Annotated in this window: 12 protein-coding genes and 1 tRNA gene; 9 read left to right on the forward strand and 4 right to left on the reverse strand. The window is 47.2% G+C overall.

The genetic code is table 11. The features are described 5' to 3' along the window. Positions 1-3 precede the first annotated feature (3 nt). The 4 genes from tgt to ACH3Y6_RS10355 all read left to right on the forward strand — a co-directional run bounded on the left by tgt (position 4) and on the right by ACH3Y6_RS10355 (position 4,732). Entirely contained in the window at positions 4-1,260 is a 1,257-nt protein-coding gene (gene tgt, locus ACH3Y6_RS10340; protein ID WP_490835537.1) for a tRNA guanosine(34) transglycosylase Tgt, read from the forward strand. 229 nt (positions 1,261-1,489) lie between these two features. After that, complete coding sequence (locus ACH3Y6_RS10345) at positions 1,490-2,581, forward strand: LptF/LptG family permease (RefSeq protein ID WP_490835538.1); 1,092 nt, start codon at positions 1,490-1,492, stop codon at positions 2,579-2,581. A 145-nt stretch (positions 2,582-2,726) separates the two neighbouring features. Next, entirely contained in the window at positions 2,727-4,049 is a 1,323-nt protein-coding gene (locus ACH3Y6_RS10350; protein ID WP_490835539.1) for a citrate (Si)-synthase, eukaryotic, read from the forward strand. Between the two features lie 146 nt (positions 4,050-4,195). Continuing rightward, the gene (locus ACH3Y6_RS10355; RefSeq protein WP_490835540.1) at positions 4,196-4,732 is read left to right on the forward strand and encodes a hypothetical protein; all 537 of its coding nucleotides are present in this window, start codon (positions 4,196-4,198) and stop codon (positions 4,730-4,732) included. A 192-nt stretch (positions 4,733-4,924) separates the two neighbouring features. Here ACH3Y6_RS10355 and ACH3Y6_RS10360 read toward each other — a convergent pair. The 3 genes from ACH3Y6_RS10360 to ACH3Y6_RS10370 all read right to left on the reverse strand — a co-directional run bounded on the left by ACH3Y6_RS10360 (position 4,925) and on the right by ACH3Y6_RS10370 (position 7,296). Then, positions 4,925-4,998: transfer RNA gene (locus tag ACH3Y6_RS10360), tRNA-Ala, on the reverse strand. A 99-nt stretch (positions 4,999-5,097) separates the two neighbouring features. Beyond that, positions 5,098-5,994 (reverse strand): DUF1684 domain-containing protein, encoded by an 897-nt coding sequence (locus tag ACH3Y6_RS10365; protein WP_490835541.1) that lies wholly within the window; start codon positions 5,992-5,994, stop codon positions 5,098-5,100. Between the two features lie 306 nt (positions 5,995-6,300). Then, positions 6,301-7,296, reverse strand: coding sequence for an aldo/keto reductase (locus ACH3Y6_RS10370; protein WP_490835542.1), 996 nt, complete (start codon positions 7,294-7,296; stop codon positions 6,301-6,303). Between the two features lie 199 nt (positions 7,297-7,495). Between ACH3Y6_RS10370 and ACH3Y6_RS10375 the strand changes: the two genes are divergently transcribed. The 3 genes from ACH3Y6_RS10375 to ACH3Y6_RS10385 all read left to right on the forward strand — a co-directional run bounded on the left by ACH3Y6_RS10375 (position 7,496) and on the right by ACH3Y6_RS10385 (position 14,295). After that, positions 7,496-9,208 (forward strand): GMC oxidoreductase, encoded by a 1,713-nt coding sequence (locus ACH3Y6_RS10375; protein WP_490835543.1) that lies wholly within the window; start codon positions 7,496-7,498, stop codon positions 9,206-9,208. Positions 9,209-9,503: 295 nt separating this feature from the next. Further along, positions 9,504-11,219, forward strand: a complete 1,716-nt coding sequence (locus ACH3Y6_RS10380; RefSeq protein ID WP_490835544.1) for a GMC oxidoreductase — start codon at positions 9,504-9,506, stop codon at positions 11,217-11,219. A gap of 511 nt (positions 11,220-11,730) precedes the next feature. Further along, complete coding sequence (locus ACH3Y6_RS10385; protein ID WP_490835545.1) at positions 11,731-14,295, forward strand: Ig-like domain-containing protein; 2,565 nt, start codon at positions 11,731-11,733, stop codon at positions 14,293-14,295. Positions 14,296-14,380: 85 nt separating this feature from the next. Here the strand turns inward: ACH3Y6_RS10385 and ACH3Y6_RS10390 are convergent, their stop codons facing one another. Further along, positions 14,381-15,154: an NUDIX hydrolase gene (locus ACH3Y6_RS10390; RefSeq protein WP_490835546.1), complete on the reverse strand. Its 774-nt coding sequence runs from the start codon at positions 15,152-15,154 to the stop codon at positions 14,381-14,383. Positions 15,155-15,241: 87 nt separating this feature from the next. Here ACH3Y6_RS10390 and ACH3Y6_RS10395 point away from each other — a divergent pair, with 87 nt between their 5' ends. Both ACH3Y6_RS10395 and ACH3Y6_RS10400 read left to right on the forward strand, forming a co-directional pair. Continuing rightward, positions 15,242-17,155, forward strand: coding sequence for a glycoside hydrolase family 3 protein (locus tag ACH3Y6_RS10395; protein ID WP_490835547.1), 1,914 nt, complete (start codon positions 15,242-15,244; stop codon positions 17,153-17,155). 22 nt (positions 17,156-17,177) lie between these two features. Next, positions 17,178-18,107 (forward strand): sugar phosphate isomerase/epimerase family protein, encoded by a 930-nt coding sequence (locus tag ACH3Y6_RS10400; protein ID WP_490835548.1) that lies wholly within the window; start codon positions 17,178-17,180, stop codon positions 18,105-18,107. The last annotated feature ends 35 nt before the right edge of the window (positions 18,108-18,142 follow it).

The following is an 18,142-nucleotide window of genomic DNA, read 5'->3' on the forward strand; positions in this document are numbered from 1 at the left end:
GCTTTGAAAGCTTCGTCTGGCGCGGGTGTGGAAAAGATAGGTGGTGGCAAAACGGAGCCTGTACAAGCAGGGAACGTCGACTGCTGCCTCTCAAACACCGAGTTTCCCTACTTTTGCGCCATGGCAGCACTGGATTTTGCGTTACAGACAACCGCAGCGGGTTCCAAAGCAAGGGCAGGAAAGATCACAACGGATCATGGTGAGATACCCACGCCCATCTTTATGCCCGTAGGTACGGTAGGTAGTGTAAAAGCGGTTACCCAGCAACAGTTATTGAACGAGATCGATGCAAAGATCATCCTGGGTAATACCTATCACCTGTACCTCCGTCCGGGTACAGAAGTTTTGGAGGCTGCAGGTGGTTTGCACCGGTTCAATGGCTGGAACAGACCCATCCTGACGGATAGCGGCGGTTACCAGGTTTTTTCTCTGGCGGCCAACCGGAAGATCAGGGAAGAGGGTGTGATGTTCCAATCGCATATTGACGGTAGCCGACACCTGTTCAGTCCGGAGTCCGTCATGGATATCCAGCGCAGCATCGGTGCCGATATCATCATGGCTTTTGACGAATGTCCGCCCTATCCCAGTGAATATGGGTATGCCAAAAAAAGTATGGAACTCACCCATCGCTGGCTCGACCGTTGTTTCAAAAGACTGGAAGAAACGCCTGATAAATATGGGTACACACAGAACCTGTTCCCGATTGTACAGGGGAGCACGTACCAGGACCTGCGGAAAGCTTCCTGTGAATATATCTCATCTAAAAATGCAGTGGGTAATGCAATCGGAGGTTTGAGCGTAGGTGAACCGGAAGAAATGATGTATGAATTTACCGCGCTTTGTGCCGATCATTTACCTGAAGCCAAACCCCGTTACCTGATGGGCGTGGGTACTCCCTGGAATATTCTGGAGTGTATTGATCTTGGTATCGATATGTTCGATTGCGTAATGCCCACCCGCAATGGCCGTAACGGCATGCTGTTCACCACCCGGGGCGTGATCAATATCCGCAATAAAAAATGGGCCAACGATTTTTCGCCTCTCGATCCCGGACTACCCGTGGAATCGAGCCAGTTCTATACCAAAGCCTACCTGCGGCATCTGTTTGTGGCAGACGAGATACTGGGCCTGCAACTGGCCAGTATCCAGAATCTGTCGTTCTACCTCTGGCTGGTGGGGGAAGCCCGCAAACATATCCTGGAAGGCGATTTCAGCAGCTGGAAAAAAAGCATGGTGGAGCAGGTGAAGCAAAGGCTGTAGGGTGGTTAAAAGAGTTAAAATCGTTAAAGAAGTTAAAGGGAAGGGGTTAAAATGGTTAAAGAGGTTAAAGGGCGGCTTGGTCTCACTGGGTAGCCCTGTAACGCTCGTAACAATCTAAACCATTCTAACTGCTTTTAACGATTTTAACCCCTTTAACCCCTTTTAACTTCTTTAACGATTTTACGCCCCGCTAACTCCCTGCCCCCCGTATCTTTGCCCATAACCCATCATGAAGAAACTTGACTGGTACATACTGAAGAAATTCCTGACCACGTTCTTTTTTGCCATTTTCCTGTTCACCATCATTGCCGTGGTGGTGGATGTGAGTGAAAAGACCGATGATTTTGTCAAGACCGGTTTGGGTGTAAACCAGATCATCACATTGTATTATTTCGGGTTTGTTCCGCATATCATTGCCTTGCTGTTTCCGTTGTTCGTGTTCATTGCGGTGATATTCTTTACCTCTAAGATGGCCGGCAAAAGCGAGATCATTGCCATACTCGCCAGTGGAACCAGTTATATGCGCTGGCTCAGACCTTACTGGATCGGGGGAGGATTCCTTTGTGTGCTGCTCTGGTTTGCCAACCAGTACGTGGTGCCGAGAGCCAACCAGATCAGAGGCACTTTTGAGGCCAAATACATTGACGGTAATAATTCTTACAATGCCCTGGTTGCCACCAGCAGTAATATTTACCTGCGGGTGGATTCCTTTACCTATGCTGGTATTTATTCTTATGATACCCTGACCAAACGGGGAGGGCCCGTGTTCTTTTACAAAGTACAGAATGATCAAGTGGTGGAGAACATGCGGGCTGATGGCATTTCCTGGGATACGGCTACCAAAAAATGGCGGCTGGAATCGCTGCTCGACCGGAAACTGCAGCCATTGAGGGAAGACGTGAAGCTGGAAATGACCAAGACCATGAACTTCAATTTCAAGCCCTATGACCTGAGCCGGGATAAATACACCAAAGACAAACTGATTTCGCCCGAGCTGGATCGTTTTATCCGTCTGGAGGAGTTGCGAGGTTCGGAAGGGTTGAACGAACTGAAAGTGGAACGTTACCGCAGGGATGCCACCTGTATCACGGTATTATTGCTGACCCTGATCGGCGCAATTGTTGCCGGGCGTAAAGTGAGGGGAGGCAGTGGCGTACACCTGGCCGTAGGTTTTATGATCGCCGCACTGTTCATCATCACCGATCGATTTTCTACCATTTTTTCTACCAAGGGCAACCTGCCACCTCTGATCGCGGCCTGGATACCGAACATGATCTTCGTTTTTGTGGTGGTCTATCTTTACCGGAAAGCTCCTAAGTAATTTTACCTGATTTTGACAACCTAAGGCCTAATTGTTTTGTTGTAGAAAGCAACTTGTTTTACCTTTAGCACTTACAACCAACCCTTTGCCTGCAAGCATTCTAACGTGCTTGTTATCAACGGTTAATAAAAAACATAGCTTAGTCATGGAAATAGTAAAAGAGCGGTTCAAAGCAAAAGCAGATGCTTCGAATGCAGAGATCAAAGCATTACTGAAAGAACACGGTAGCAAAAAAGTGGGGGAAGTGACCCTGTCGCAGGTATACCAGGGTATGCGTGGTATCACTGGTCTGGTAACCGAAACCAGTTTACTGGATGCACAGGAAGGTATCCGTTTCCGCGGGTATTCTATCCCAGAACTGCAGGCCCAATTGCCCAAAGCCCCCAATGGAGGAGAACCGCTGCCTGAAGGCCTGTTTTACCTGATGCTAATCGGTGAATTACCCACTTGCGATGATGTGAACAATGTCACCAGCATCTGGCAGCGCCGCAGCCATGTTCCCAATTATGTGTTCGATACCATCGATGCCCTGCCCATCAGTGCGCACCCCATGACCATGTTTGTAACAGGTGTGATGGCCCTGCAGACCGAGAGCCAGTTCGCCAAAGAATATGCAAAAGGCATCAATAAAAAAGATTACTGGGATCCTGTATTCGATGATTCGATGGACCTGATCGCACGTCTGCCAAGGATCGCAGCTTATATCTATCGCCGCAAATACAAGAACAACGAACATATACAACCCAACGGGCTGCTCGACTGGGCCGGTAACCTGGCACATATGATGGGCTTTGAAGATGAAAGCTTTAAAGAACTGATGCGTTTGTACATGACCATCCATGCAGACCATGAAGGTGGTAACGTATCTGCCCACACTACGCACCTGGTGGGTTCTGCCCTGAGCGATCCCTTCCTTAGCTATGCTGCGGGTATGAACGGCCTGGCAGGTCCGCTGCACGGACTGGCCAACCAGGAAGTGATCAAATGGATCTTTGAGATGCAGGAGAAGCTGGGCACCGATACTCCTACCAAAGAGCAGATTGCTGCCTATGTGCAGGAAACCCTGTCTTCCGGTAAAGTGGTTCCGGGTTATGGCCATGCGGTATTACGCAAGACCGACCCCCGTTTTACTGCGCAGATGGAGTTTGGAAAGAAACACATGCCTGATGATAAACTGGTGAATACCGTATGGAATATTTACGATACGGTTCCGCCGATCCTGCAATCGCTGGGTAAGATCAAAAACCCATGGCCCAACGTGGATGCACATAGTGGTGCTTTGCTGGTTCATTATGGCCTGGTGGAATATGAATTCTACACCGTACTATTTGCCGTTAGCCGTGCCTTGGGTGTACTGGCCAGCCTTTGCTGGGACAGGGCCCTCGGATTTCCGCTCGAAAGACCCCAATCCGTTACCACCGAAGCTGTTAAATTATGGCTGGAAGGGAAGGAAGAGATCTGGGATTAGGGACAATCGTGAGTCGTGAGTGGTCAGTGGGGAGTAGTTAGTTAGTATGGTGTTCATTGACAATTCACTATTGACATTTCACCTAAAAAAGTCCGCCGGAGTAGTTGCTTCGGCGGACTTTTTTTATATTAGGAGAAACAGATCCCATGGCAAAGTCTACGGATGTTGCGGTCAAAACGATAAAAAAGACGGCTAAGAAAACAGTTGCCGGAAAAACTGCTGTCAAAAAAACAGTGGTTAAAAAAAGCGAACCGGAGAAGAAAGAAAAAACCATCTCGGTCAAGTATACCGATAAATCTGCCGGGCAGCCGGAACTGGTCAAGATCTTTACTGCTATTCAACAGATGATGAAACCTTATGATCAAAAGGGCTCATTAGTCTTTCATGCTGCAACCGGAGGACAGGCGCACCTGGTCAGCCACAAGACGGTGGAGATAGCGGGACGTAAAAGACAGGAAATGTGGCTGGTATCTGCGATGATACAGAAAGGCTATGTGGCTTTTCATTATCTGCCCGTTTATATGAATCCGTCGATGGAAAAACTGTTCAGCCCGGCTTTTATCGGATGCCTGAAAGGCAAAGCCTGTTTCCACATCAAAAAAATGGATCCGGTGATATTGGCGGAAGTGGAGAGAGCCATCCAGATAGGGTATGAAGCCTATCAGAAAAAAGGATGGGTGTGAGGGATGATGAATAATGAATATCGAGCAAGGAATGTTGAACTGTGGAATAAATAAAAAGGTCTCACAGAAACTGTGAGACCTTGGTGGAGAGTATCGGGGTCGAACCGACGATCTTCCCGCCGATGGCGGGACGCTCTGGTTGGACTTGAGTTAATAAAATAAAAAAGTCTCACAAAAATTGTGAGACTTAAGTGGAGAGTATCGGGGTCGAACCGACGACCTCTTGCATGCCATGCAAGCGCTCTAGCCAACTGAGCTAACCCCCCATACGACCGGTCATCTTTTGCAGGAAAGCCAATTGATGCCGATAGGATTGCAAATGTATAGTCTGCTAAGATTCTGACAAAATTTAGTTATCTGCCGGTTTAGTGATTCCCATAGTTCTTTTCCCCTGCCATGATCGCCAAGGGAAGGCGGTTCTGGGGCGGTGGTAAGGGGCAGGTAGCAAACGGGGTAAAAGCGCAGGGTGGATTATAGGCTTTGTTAAAATCAATCACCGTGTTTCCCTGGGCATCAGGTTTGGGAATGTAGACGAAACGCCCGGAGGGATAGGTCTCCGAGTCATTGGTGGCATCTGCAAAAACGATAAAAAGTTCTTCTTCTCCCTCGTCCAGTACGTCCAGCGTATAGGTTTTGCCCTGCAGGGTGAATACCAGTTTGCCGGCAGCATTCTGCAGGTTGGTTTGTCCCAGCACGTTCGTAATGGAGATGAGCCCGGGTTGTCCGATGGTTTCCAGTTTGGCCGTAGTTTTCCATGCCGCATTTACCGGGTACCTGTTGATGCCTTTGAAACGTTTCAGTTCTTTGCTGTCCAGGTCGCGCAGGCGGATACCGATCCTGTCTTCTCTTTGGATCACCGACCATCTCAAAGAACCATGCGCCAATACCGGGGCATTCATCGAATCCGGCTGTAAAATGATGCGATCTGTGACGAGTGTATCCAGGATAGTGATATTCGTGCCCGCCTGGGTATGTATTGAAACGGTATTGCCTTTTCGTATGAAATAGCCGGCCTGTGCAGCAATGCTTCCTTTGGGAAAAATAATAGCTTGTGTTGAATCACTGCCAAAGCTGTTACTGCCTTCGGATAACCAGAACAGTCCGGCCAGGTTCAGCCAGCCATTTTCTTTTTTCAGGTTCTCTGTTCTGGTACGATGCCAGTTATCGATGCTGGCCTGATAGGCATCAGTGGATTGTGCAAAGGATTGTGTGGAAAGGGCAAGACCCGATAACAGGATAGCTATTTTTCTATAATGGTTCATGGAACGGTTGTAATGGTAAAGGGATCAATTATTGCACTAAACAGGCAACTTCGTCAATAGTTCTGATACAGAACGGTAACCAGGATCAGATCAGCAATAACAGGTCTGTCTGTGTTGCTGGGAACGGCGAACGAAAATAGTGGAAGCGGTGATGTTGTGTGTTGCCTGCATGGTAGGGTGTTAATTAGTCTACTTATTTAGTAGGCAAATATAAATGACCTTATAAGATATTACCAAAATATTTTTATGGTCGAAGTACCCGTGTCTGTGATGCAGGTATGATATTTTATGATGCCGTTCAGATGATCAGAACACCAGCTCCAGTTTGCCCAGTTTGTCATTGATCAGCTGCAGCTCTTCCTGGCTCAGCAGGATATTACTTGCCCGGGCGTTCTGGCTTGCCTGTTCTGCATTGCGGGCGCCCACCAGCGCCAATGTGATACCGGGTTGCCGCAGGGTCCAGGCAATGACCAGTTGTGCCAGTGAGGCATTTTTATCTGCTGCCAGTGACCGGAGATCGTCGAGGAAATGATTGATCCTTTTGATATTCTCATCAGAATAAAAACGGTTGCCTTCACGGGTATCACCTTCGTTGAACTGGTGGCCGGGTTTGATCTTGCCTGTCAGCAAACCCCGCTGTAAGGGACTATAGGCGATTACGGCTTTCTTTTGCTCGATGCAGTAGGGGACCACATCTTTTTCTATATCACGGAAGACCATACTATAAGGTACCTGGTTGGATGCCAGCGAAAGAACGGTTTCGGCGGTCTTCATCTGATCAACCGTATAGTTGCAGACACCTGCTGCGCGTATCTTACCGGCTTGCTGTAATTGCAGCACCGCTTCCATGGTTTCTTCAATAGGAGTGGTGGGATCAGCCCAGTGTATCTGGTACAGGTCAATATAATCCGTACCCAGCCTGCGCAAACTGTTCTCACATTCCTCGATGATACTTTCTTTACCCGAATAGCGGTTGACGACAATGGGATTGCCATAATTGTCGATGCTGTTAAAAAAGAATTCTCCCTTATCCAGGTCCCAGCGAAGCCCGTATTTGGTGAGGACCTGTACCTTATCTCTCGGAAGGATCTTCAAAGCATCCCCTACAATCTCTTCACTGAGTCCCTGCCCGTAAGCCGGGGCTGTATCTATCGAAGTTACGCCTAGTTCATAGGAAGCCAGGATGGCTTCCAGTGCCTCTTTTCTATCGGCTCCGCCCCACATCCATCCGCCAATGGCCCAGGCGCCAAAAGTGATGGCCGAAGCCTGTATGCCCGACTGACCAATTTCTCTGTATTCCATATTGCTGAATTTAAAATGAATTGTGGTATAAAATTATCAAAAGTTGATAATAATCTTACCGGAGCATACGGGAAGAAAAATAATATGTTAGATTTAAGTGATGATGAAAATATCATGATTGGCTGAATATATGATCAGAATGTGCTTATCATTCACTCATTCGCTCATCCACTCATTCACTCATTGAATATCGCTTGCTATGCCAGATACACTTCATGTCAACACCAAAGGTGTTGCGCAAAATTCTTTTGATGCCATTGTGGTAGGATCCGGTATCAGTGGCGGCTGGTCTGCCAAGGAACTCTGTGAGCAGGGGTTGAAGACCCTGTTGCTCGAAAGAGGAAAAGATGTGGTTCACCTGAAAGATTATCCTACCGCTACCAAGAATCCCTGGGACTTTCCGCATCGGGGTAAAATGCCGCCACCCATCGCACAAAAAGATCCGGTAGTGAACCGTTGTTACGCGTATGGCGAAGCCACGGATCATTTTTTTGTGAAGGATCATGAACATCCCTATGTGCAGGAAAAACCCTTCGACTGGATCCGTGGATACCAGGTTGGTGGTAAATCGTTGTTATGGGCAAGGCAGACACAACGCTGGAGTAAATACGATTTTGAAGGCCCGGGCCGCGATGGCTTTGCGGTTGACTGGCCCATCCGCTATGATGACCTGGCACCCTGGTACACGCATGTGGAAAGGTTTGCCGGTATCAGCGGTAATAAAGACGGAGTGGAAACCCTACCCGATGGTGATTTTCTGCCGCCCTGGGAAATGAACTGCGTAGAGAAAGAGATTCAGCAAAAGATCAAAGCCCATTACAAAGACCGCTATGTGGTGCAGGGCCGTTGCGCACATCTGACACAACCCAGGGATATCCATATACAACAGGGACGTACCCAGTGCCAGGCAAGAAGCCTGTGTGAAAGGGGCTGTCCATTCGGTGGTTATTTCAGTTCCAATTCCACCACCATTCCCTGGGCACAGCGAACCGGAAATCTCACACTTCGTACCAATTCGGTGGTACATTCCATCATTTACGATGAACAGAAACAGAAAGCCGTCGGTGTTCGGGTGATTGATACTGTGACACATCAAGCCACGGAATATTTTGCACGCATCATTTTTGTGAATGCCGCCTGTTTGAATACCAACCTGATCCTGTTGAATTCCACTTCGAACCGTTTTCCAAATGGGTTAGGCAACGATAATGGCCTGCTGGGTAAATATGTGGCTTTCCATAATTACCGGGGTTCTTTAACAGCATCGTATGACGGACCGCAAGACAAATACTATTACGGGCGTAGACCCACTGCAGTGATGATGCCCAACTTCCGGAACGTATACAAGCAGGAGATGGATTTTCTCCGTGGGTATATGGTGCATTACAGTGCCAGCAGGGGCCGGGCAAGAGCCGATGGTATCGGTGGTGATTACAAAGATGCATTGACCGAAGCCGGCGACTGGGGTATTTATATGATGATGCAGGGAGAAACCATTCCCAAGGAATCGAACCATGTCCGTTTGAGCAAGGACCAGAAAGATGAATGGGGTATCCCGCAACTGATCACTTCGGTAGGGTATGATGATAATGATGAAAAATTATTAAAGGATTTCCTGGAACAGGGAAAAGAAATGCTGGAGAAAGCGGGTTGCACCAATATCAATGCCCGCGACAGCAAACAGGCTCCCGGACTGGATATTCACGAAATGGGCGGGGTGCGTATGGGAAGGGATCCCAAGACCTCCATGCTGAATGCCTGGAATCAATTGCACCAGTGCAAAAATGTTTTTGTTACGGACGGTGCCTGTATGACTTCTACCAGCACGCAGAATCCGTCACTCACTTTCATGGCTATTACTGCAAGAGCAGCTAACCATGCGGTGGAAGAGTTGAAGAAAGGAACTTTGTGAGGGGGCAATGGTCAATTGACAATAGTGAGTGGTGAGTGGTGAATAGGCAGTAGGGCTGGTTGTAGAAATGGGTATTTTGTGATCTGTAAATCCACCATCCGTAATTCATTATTTGTAAACTATCTATAACCTTTTAATATAATCGGGACCCTCTGCGGTGGAAAACCCTTTTTAAAAGGCCAGTTGCTATTGTTCGGAATGTTATTTACCGCAGAGAATGTGAGAACAGGAAGTTTGCGCAGAGGTTGTAATAGGAGTATAACATGTTAATCCGTAATCCACTAATCAAAATATCATGTCTGCAGATTCAACCAACCTGAACAACAAAGCCAAAATGCAAAACAGTTTTGATGCCATTGTAGTGGGATCGGGGATCAGTGGGGGCTGGGCGGCAAAGGAACTTACAGAGAAGGGACTGAAAGTTCTGATGCTGGAACGTGGCAGGGACTATCAGCATATCAAGGACTATACGACTGCATCCAAAGACCCCTGGGACTTTGCGCATCGTGGCAGAACAGCTGCTGATCAGAGGAAGAAATACCCTGTCATTCACCGCGGCTGGGCAGCCAGTGAGGCAGTAATGGATTCCTGGACAAACGAAGAGGATTGTCCGTACACCGAAGTGAAACCCTTTACCTGGTGGCGTAGTTACCAGCTGGGTGGCCGTTCCATTTTATGGGGCAGGCAGAGTTACCGGTTGAGTGATCTTGATTTTGAAGCCAATGCAAAAGAAGGCGTGGGTATTGACTGGCCGATCCGTTACAAAGACCTAGCACCCTGGTATGATCATGTAGAGAAATTTGCCGGTATCAGCGGGTCCAGGGAAGGTCTGCCACAATTACCCGACGGCCATTTTTTACCGCCAATGGATCTGAATTGTGTAGAGAAAGATGTAGCTGCCAGAATCAAAGCACACTATAAAGGTGCGCGGCATCTGTTTATTGGCCGTGTAGCCAATCTTACAGAAGCCATTGAAGGAAGAACAAAATGCCAGTTCCGTAACCGTTGCTGGGAAGGTTGCCCCTTTGGCGGATACTTCAGTACGCAATCTTCCACTTTACCTGCAGCCATGAAAACGGGGAACTTGACGGTGAGGCCGTTTTCCATTGTTACCAAACTGATCTACGACAAGGATACCCAAAAAGCCAAAGGGGTGGAAGTGTTGGATGCAGAGACTAACCAGACCTATGAGTATTACGCTAAAATAGTATTCCTGAATGCTTCGGCTTTGAATTCTACCTGGGTGCTGTTCAATACGGCAACGGATATCTGGCCGGGCGGACTGGGTAGCAGCAGCGGTGAGCTGGGACATAATGTGATGGACCATCATTACAACCTTGGGGCAACAGGCCAGGTGGAGGGTTACGAAGACAAATATTATTTCGGAAGAAGGGCCAATGGATTTTATATTCCGCGTTTTGCCAATATTGGTGAAGATAAACGTGATTTTCTTCGAGGTTTTGGTTATCAGGGAAGTGCCAGCAGAGCTGGATGGAGCAGGGATATTGCGGAACTGAATATCGGAGCTGATTTTAAGGAAGCCCTTACGGAACCGGGCGGCTGGAGTATCGGTGCTACCGGGTTCGGCGAAATACTTCCCTATCATGAGAATAAGATCACGCTGGATAAAAACAGGAAAGACAAATGGGGACTGCCGGTACTCTCGATGGATTGCGAGTTGAAAGACAATGAAAAGAAAATGCGCAAAGCCATTGTGGAAGAACTGAAAGCTATGTTCGAAGCGTCGGGTGTAACGAATGTCCGTACCTGGGACAATGGACATGCCATAGGACATGGGATCCACGAAATGGGAACGGCCCGTATGGGAAAAGATCCCAAGACCTCTGTTGTAAATGCGACCAACCAGGTATGGGACGCAAAAAATGTATTTATTACGGATGGTGCCTGTATGACCTCATCGGCCTGTCAGAACCCTTCACTCACTTATATGGCTTTAACAGCAAGGGCTGCTAATTTCGCTGTTGATGAATTAAAAAAAGGGAGCCTCTAAAAAATAGGTATCGATAGGTAAAAGGCAACAGTCAGATTCCACTGCCTTATGGAATCTGACTGTTGCCTTTTTTGGTAGGTAGTTCCCGTTATTCTCTTTTCCCGCCTCATTCATTCTTTCACCGTTCGCCGAGCTTTATTATTGTGATGGTTGGTTGTCGTAATATGCTTTTAAACTGTTTTTTTTGTAATTCTAAATAGCAGCCAGCCTATTTTTCTTCCTTTTGGTATGGACTTTTTGTAGACATTATTCTATATCTATTTGCCTATATAGTGATAATTCTATTATAAAATAGCAATTTATAGTCATAATTATTTTTAATATGCTTTTAATTGTAGTTTGATAACTACAAGTGTAGATTTGCGTACTACAATTTCATTTTCTGCAAATTGTTGCCCTCCCCCCTGATTTTCCAATATCCCCGAAGAGAAGACTTGGCGTGTGGACTGATGAGATCTCTGCCAATCATTTTCGAATAAGCCATCGTTATACCAAATCTTAAACTAATGCCATGAAAAAGCTTTTACACATCCTATCCTTCAAGCGTTTATTGTTGCCGCTAATCTTTGTTTTGTCTGCAGCGTTTGTGTCCGCACAAACGCCTACTTTTTCTGCTGGTTTCAATGTCTATTTACTGGAAAAGACCTATGATGCCGGGGCTTCAGCCACTACGTTTATCTGGCGTGTTGAACAGACCACCAGTCTTACAGGTCTTAGCCACATGAATATGGCAAATTTTTGCCTGGAAGGATCTGTCAGGAATGCGGAATATTCTACAGACGGGGTTACCTGGAGTGCTACTACACCCGTTTATTCCGACGGTTCTACACCGGAATGTCAGTCTGCAAATAGTCTGATCAAGTTTTCAGGCAAAGCGCTCAACAATTATTTCAAACTCACTCTGAATGGACGTTATGATGCTATTTTAGGTGAGGCTGTATTGAAATTTGGGAATGGAAATGTGAACAGCGGGGTGGGTAACGGATTTACCACCACCGGATGCAGTTCTCTGCAGATCATGGTGCCTGTTAAAGTACAGAACTATACTACTGTTACGGTTTGTGAAACCACGGGAAAAACAAAGCTAAACGCTGCCACCGGTGCTGACGTTTACACATGGACGGCTCCCGACGGCACGCAAAAAACAACAACGGAATCTTTTCTGGATATTGACCAGCTTCCTGCTTCTTCTGGAACCTATCGGGTAGTGTATACCAGGGCAGGCTGCCGCCAGGAAGATCAATTTGTGGTACTGGTTAACCCGGCACCGGCAGCGCCTTCTGTAACAGGAGCAGCACGTTGTGGGGAAGGATCGCTGATATTGGCCGCTCAAACTGCTACCAGCGGTGCTGTGATTGATTGGTATGCAAACGCAATGGACGGTATTGCTTTATTAACGGGCACTGGTTCTTATACTACACCCTCTCTCAATACCACCACCCGCTATTATGCAGAAGCGGTCAACAGCAACACCGGATGCGTATCCCTGTCCAGAACCGCTGTAACGGCACTGGTTAATCCTGTGCCTGCGGCTACGGCTACTGCTGTTAATGTGAAGTGTAAAAATGGTACTGATGGTTCTGTATTGCTTAGTGTGAGTGGCGGAACAAGTCCTTATAATTATGCCTGGTCCAACTCAATTCAAACGCAACAGTTGACAGATGTTGCTGCCGGAACCTATTCTGTGACCGTAACAGATGCGAATGGATGTATCGCTACGGCTTCATCCGAAGTGACAGAACCAGCCTTATTAACGGCTACGGCTACTGCATCGAATGCAACTTGTAACGGAGGTTCAAACGGTTCTATCGATCTTACAGTGAGTGGTGGCACAGGTTCATATAGTTATGTATGGTCCAATACGACTTTGGCAGAAGATGTGAGCGGACTTACCGCGGGCAGTTATTCTGTAACTGTAACGGATGCAAATGGTTGTAACACTACTGCCTCTGCAGTAATTACAGAACCTGCCAAAATCAATGTTTCTGCAACTGGTCCGGGTTCTGTTTGTACTGGATCTGCCATTTCTCTCACTGCTGCCGGCGGGGTGTCTTATCGCTGGTCTGGTCCTGATGGATTTAGTTCTAACCTGCAAAATCCAACCATAACCGATGCGTTGTTAACCAACGCCGGTGTTTATACGGCTACGGTAACTGATGCCAATGGTTGTAGTAATTCGGCTATGGTAACTGTTGCGGTGAATGAATGCAGGATCAATGCAGGTATTTATCCAACAGAAGTGAACTGTTCCATTTTCAATTCCGGGAAAGCGGTGGTATTACCAACCGTATGTCTGACACCTAAAACGGTTTCCGGTAAAAATACTGTATTCAATGCTACGCCAGGTGTGTTCTTCTATTATACGAATATTGTAGCCCCTGCCGCTAATTTTTCTGTATATGTGAGCCAGACCGCATCCGGTGCTTTGGGTGGGGCTAGGTTCAGCCTTCACCAGGGGTATGCATTTGCTTTTGCCAATGGCTGTACCAAAATTGCCACTGGCGCCGAAGCAGCCACTATTGGCGATGCGATCATCAATTTTAAGAATGTACAACCTGGAACGGTTATTACACTCGCCGTGAAGTACGATGCAAAATCAGTGGTCGGTAAATTGATCACCGGGACACTGCCATCGAGCAGCAGTTTTGTGACAAGATTGGGTAATTCAGTCTCGGCGCCTGTGATCCCAAATACAATGACCTCTGTTAGCCTGAGCAACTGCAATGGCGGCACTGTATTGAATGGATCTTCTTCTGAAACTGCTGTCAATGCTTCTGCGAAAACCGAGAAGGCAATGGTAGCTGAGGAAGGCCCGGCTGTACAGGTAACCGCTTTCCCGAATCCATATGTCAGCAGGATCAGTTTCACGCTTCGTTCAACTGTTTCGGGTATGGCTACACTTGAATTGTATGATATGACCGGTCGTAAACTGGCTGTTCCATTCCTCGGTACCATGCAGGCAGGTGTACCGCAACAGGTAAATTTCACGGCTCCTTCTGCCATCAACGGAACATTGATCTATCAGTTCAGGGTGGGTAATAAATCAGTAAATGGTAAACTGATGTCAGTTCGTTGACCAGTTGATCGGATTTGAAATACAATGAAATAATAAAGGCACCCAAGTGGTGCCTTTATTATTGCTGAAAGAGTGCCTTATAACCTTACCAGCCTCCCTGTAATCCTTCTTCCAGTGCCTTCTTATATTTTTTCAGGTCGAAGCAATAGAGGTAAGGCGCTTTATGGGCACCGCCTTTGCGGGTTTCTTTCAGACGTTTGATGAACCCGAAGGAGAGAATGCGGCGCTGGAAATTTCTTCTGTCGAGTTTTTTGTCGAGTATGGTTTCGTAAAGCTTCTGTAATTCCGGCATCGTGAATTTCTGCGGCAGGAGTTTGTGACCGATAGGAACATGGTTCAATTGCATCCGTAACGTATACAACGCTGTATCCAGGATATGTTTGTGGTCCATGAACAATTCTTGGATGCTGTGGATGTCTTTCCATTCGCAGGCAACAGAACTTAGGTCCGGTTCTGGTGTGACCGTTGCGAAATCAACGAGTGCATAATACCCCACCGTAATAAAACGCTGGAGGATCCAATTGTCTTTTTTCAATTTGATACCGTCTTTCCGCAGCATATTGCTATGGAACTTCTTTTCTGAACGGTTGGGTTGTCCGAATACATGAAACTGCCTCAGGAAGATATCGTGCAGACCGGTTCTTTCGCGCAATACCCGGGTAGCTGCATCTTCTATATCTTCTTCCCTGTAGATAAAACCGCCTGGTAATGCCCAGGTGTCGGCATTTTTCATTTTCAGCAGTAACACTTTCAGCTCGTTCTCGTGAAACCCGAAAATGACACAATCCAGTGATACTGAAGGCATAAAGAAATCGCTGCCTCTTAGTATGGTTTCTTTGATGGAGATATCCCGTTTCATATCGCTGCTAAAATTAGGGAAAACCGTGGTTCAGGTTTGGATTATCCTATTTAATCAGTATTATTGTGTCATAACGACGCAATGAATATGAAAAAACAAAACACCAACCAACGCCTGCTCATACTGGCAGTGTTGTCGCTGCTAATTATGACAGTCTCCTGGGTAGCTTTCCCCGGTAATGGACCCGGTAAGGCGGCGCCTGTTTTCCGCGACCTGAACAAGAACGGGAAAATGGATGTGTATGAAGATGTGAAACAACCCATCAATGCCCGGGTGAAAGACCTGTTGTCTCAGATGACACTGGAAGAAAAAGCCGGCACTTTGTTCATCAATGGCGCAAAGATCGCGGCCGATGGGTCACTGAATGATTTCAGCGGCACAGGTTTCTTCGACCGTATCCCGGTCGCCACGCAATTGATGGATGGAAAAAAAATGAATCACATCAACCTGTGGCAGGTACCTGATATCAAAGCACTCGCCACCTGGTACAATAACGTGCAGAAACATGCGGAACAAAGCCGGCTCGGAATCCCGGTCACAGTAGCTTCTGATCCGCGCAATGCATTTGCCCAGAATATTTTTGCGATGGCTGCCAATGGTTTTACCCTGTTCTGCGAACCGCTCGGACTGGCCGCTATCGGCGACGATGCGTTTACCCGGAAGTTTGCAGATATCGTTCGGCAGGAATACGTTGCCGTGGGTATCCGCGAAGCGTTGCATCCCATGGCCGATCTGGCTACTGAACCCCGCTGGCCCCGTATCAGTGGTACTTTTGGTGAAGACGCCGGCCTGGCTGCCCGCATGACCAAAGCCTATGTGGAAGGATTACAGGGAACGCAACTGGGCAGCAACAGCGTGGCCGCCATGACCAAACATTTTTCGGGCGGTGGTCCGCAGAAAGAAGGCCTGGACCCTCACTTCGAATTTCAGAAAGGACAGGTATATCCCGGTAATAATTTCAAATACCACCTGATCCCGTTTGAAGCTGCCTTCAAGGCACACACATCGGCCATCATGCCTTATTATGGAATTCCTGTTGACCAGTCTAATGAGAATGTGGCTTTCTCCTTCAATAAAGCCATGATCACAGATCTGCTCAGGAAACAGTACAAATATGATGGTGTGGTCTGCACAGACTGGGGGCTTATCACCGATGCCAATATGGGTGCTTTTGTATGGCCTGCCCGTGCATGGGGTGTAGAGAAACTGACACCGGAAGAACGTGTGTTGAAAGTGATTAATGCAGGTGTTGACCAGTTTGGCGGAGAAAGTGTACCGGAACTGGTTGTGAAACTGGTAAAGGAAGGTAAACTCAAGGAGTCGAGAATTGATGAGTCCGTTACCCGCGTGTTGCGCCAGAAATTCCAGCTGGGACTGTTCGATCATCCCTATGTGGATGTGGATTATGCTTTGAAAACAGTGGGTCGTGCAGATTTTGTGAAAGCAGGAGAGGAATCACAGAGAAGGGCGATGGTATTGCTGAAGAATACCAATACAGGTAAGGGTATGCTGCCTTTATCAAACCCTCGATTGAAGATCTATGCGGGTAATATGGATCCCAAAGTAGTAGGCAAATACGGCATTGTGGTTAACCAGCCAGCTGAAGCGGATATTGCTATCCTGCGTTTGAACACACCCTGGGTGCCTGTAGAGACGCCTAATTTCATGGCAAGGATGTTTCATCATGGTGATCTGGATTTCAAAGAGAAGGAACGCGACAGTATTCTGCAGATCATGAATACGGTTCCGACCATTGTTGATATTTACCTGGACAGGCCCGCGGTTTTTCCGGAGATCAATGCCAAAGCCAAAGCTGTGCTGGCTGACTTTGGAGCAAGTGATGCTGCGGTTATGGACGTAATCTTTGGTAAGGCCAAACCTGGTGGTAAACTTCCTTTTGAATTGCCTTCTTCCATGGAAGCTGTTCGTAACCAGAAAGAAGACCTTCCATACGATTCAAAAAACCCTTTGTACAAATTCGGATTTGGTCTGACCTATTAATTCATCAATCATCCTAATCATTATGAATACACGTAGAAGATTCCTGAAAAATACCGCAGCCATGACACTGGGCGGACTGTTGCTGAACAATGACCTGTTGGCCAAAGCACTGACCAACAAATATGCAATGCCTGGTGTAGGCTTGCAATTGTTCACTTTATTTGGTGTACTGGATGAAGATGTACCGGGTAACCTGAAGAAGATCTCCGATATCGGTTACACAGAGATTGAATCGGCTTTCAGCAAAAAAGGTGGTTTTTATGGAATGAAGCCCAAAGAATTCGCATCCATGCTGAACGGGATGGGTATGCACTGGCGTTCGCACCATGTATTGGGTGCCCCTTTCAAATTACCGCCCGGTTCCAAAATGCCTGTTGGTGCAGATGGCAAACCCATGGTGATACCGCCGATGAAAAACCTGCGCGATGATTACCAGGAACTGGTTGACCTGGCTGCTGAAGGCGGTGTGAAATACCTTGTCTGCGCCAATACACCCATTGGTTCGCTTGATGAGATCAAATCATCAATCGATACGCTGAACAAATCTGCTGAAGCAGCTAAAAAAGCAGGCCTGCTTTTTGCCTACCATAATCATGATGCTGAATTCAGAACAGTAGATGGCGTAGTGCCTTATGACCTGATCCTGTCGCAAACGGATCAGGATCTTGTGAAAATGGAGTTGGATCTGGGCTGGACGCTGAAGGCCGGTAAAGATCCGGTTACCATGTTTGCACAACACCCAGGTCGTTTTCATCTTTGGCATGTGAAAGATATGGATGCCCGATTTGAACATATCCTGGAAGTGGGTAAAGGACATTTCGATTTCAAACGGATTTTTGATCATGCCGGTGAGTCAGGTATGCAATATTTCTTTATTGAACAGGATGGGGCTCCCAAACCGTTCGAAAATATTGCTGCCAGCTACCAGAATATAAAAAAAATACTGAAATAATCAAAGCAAGCAAGGTTGGTTTCAGGATAGCAATC

Source organism: Sediminibacterium sp. FW305-C-269 (genome assembly GCF_058231045.1).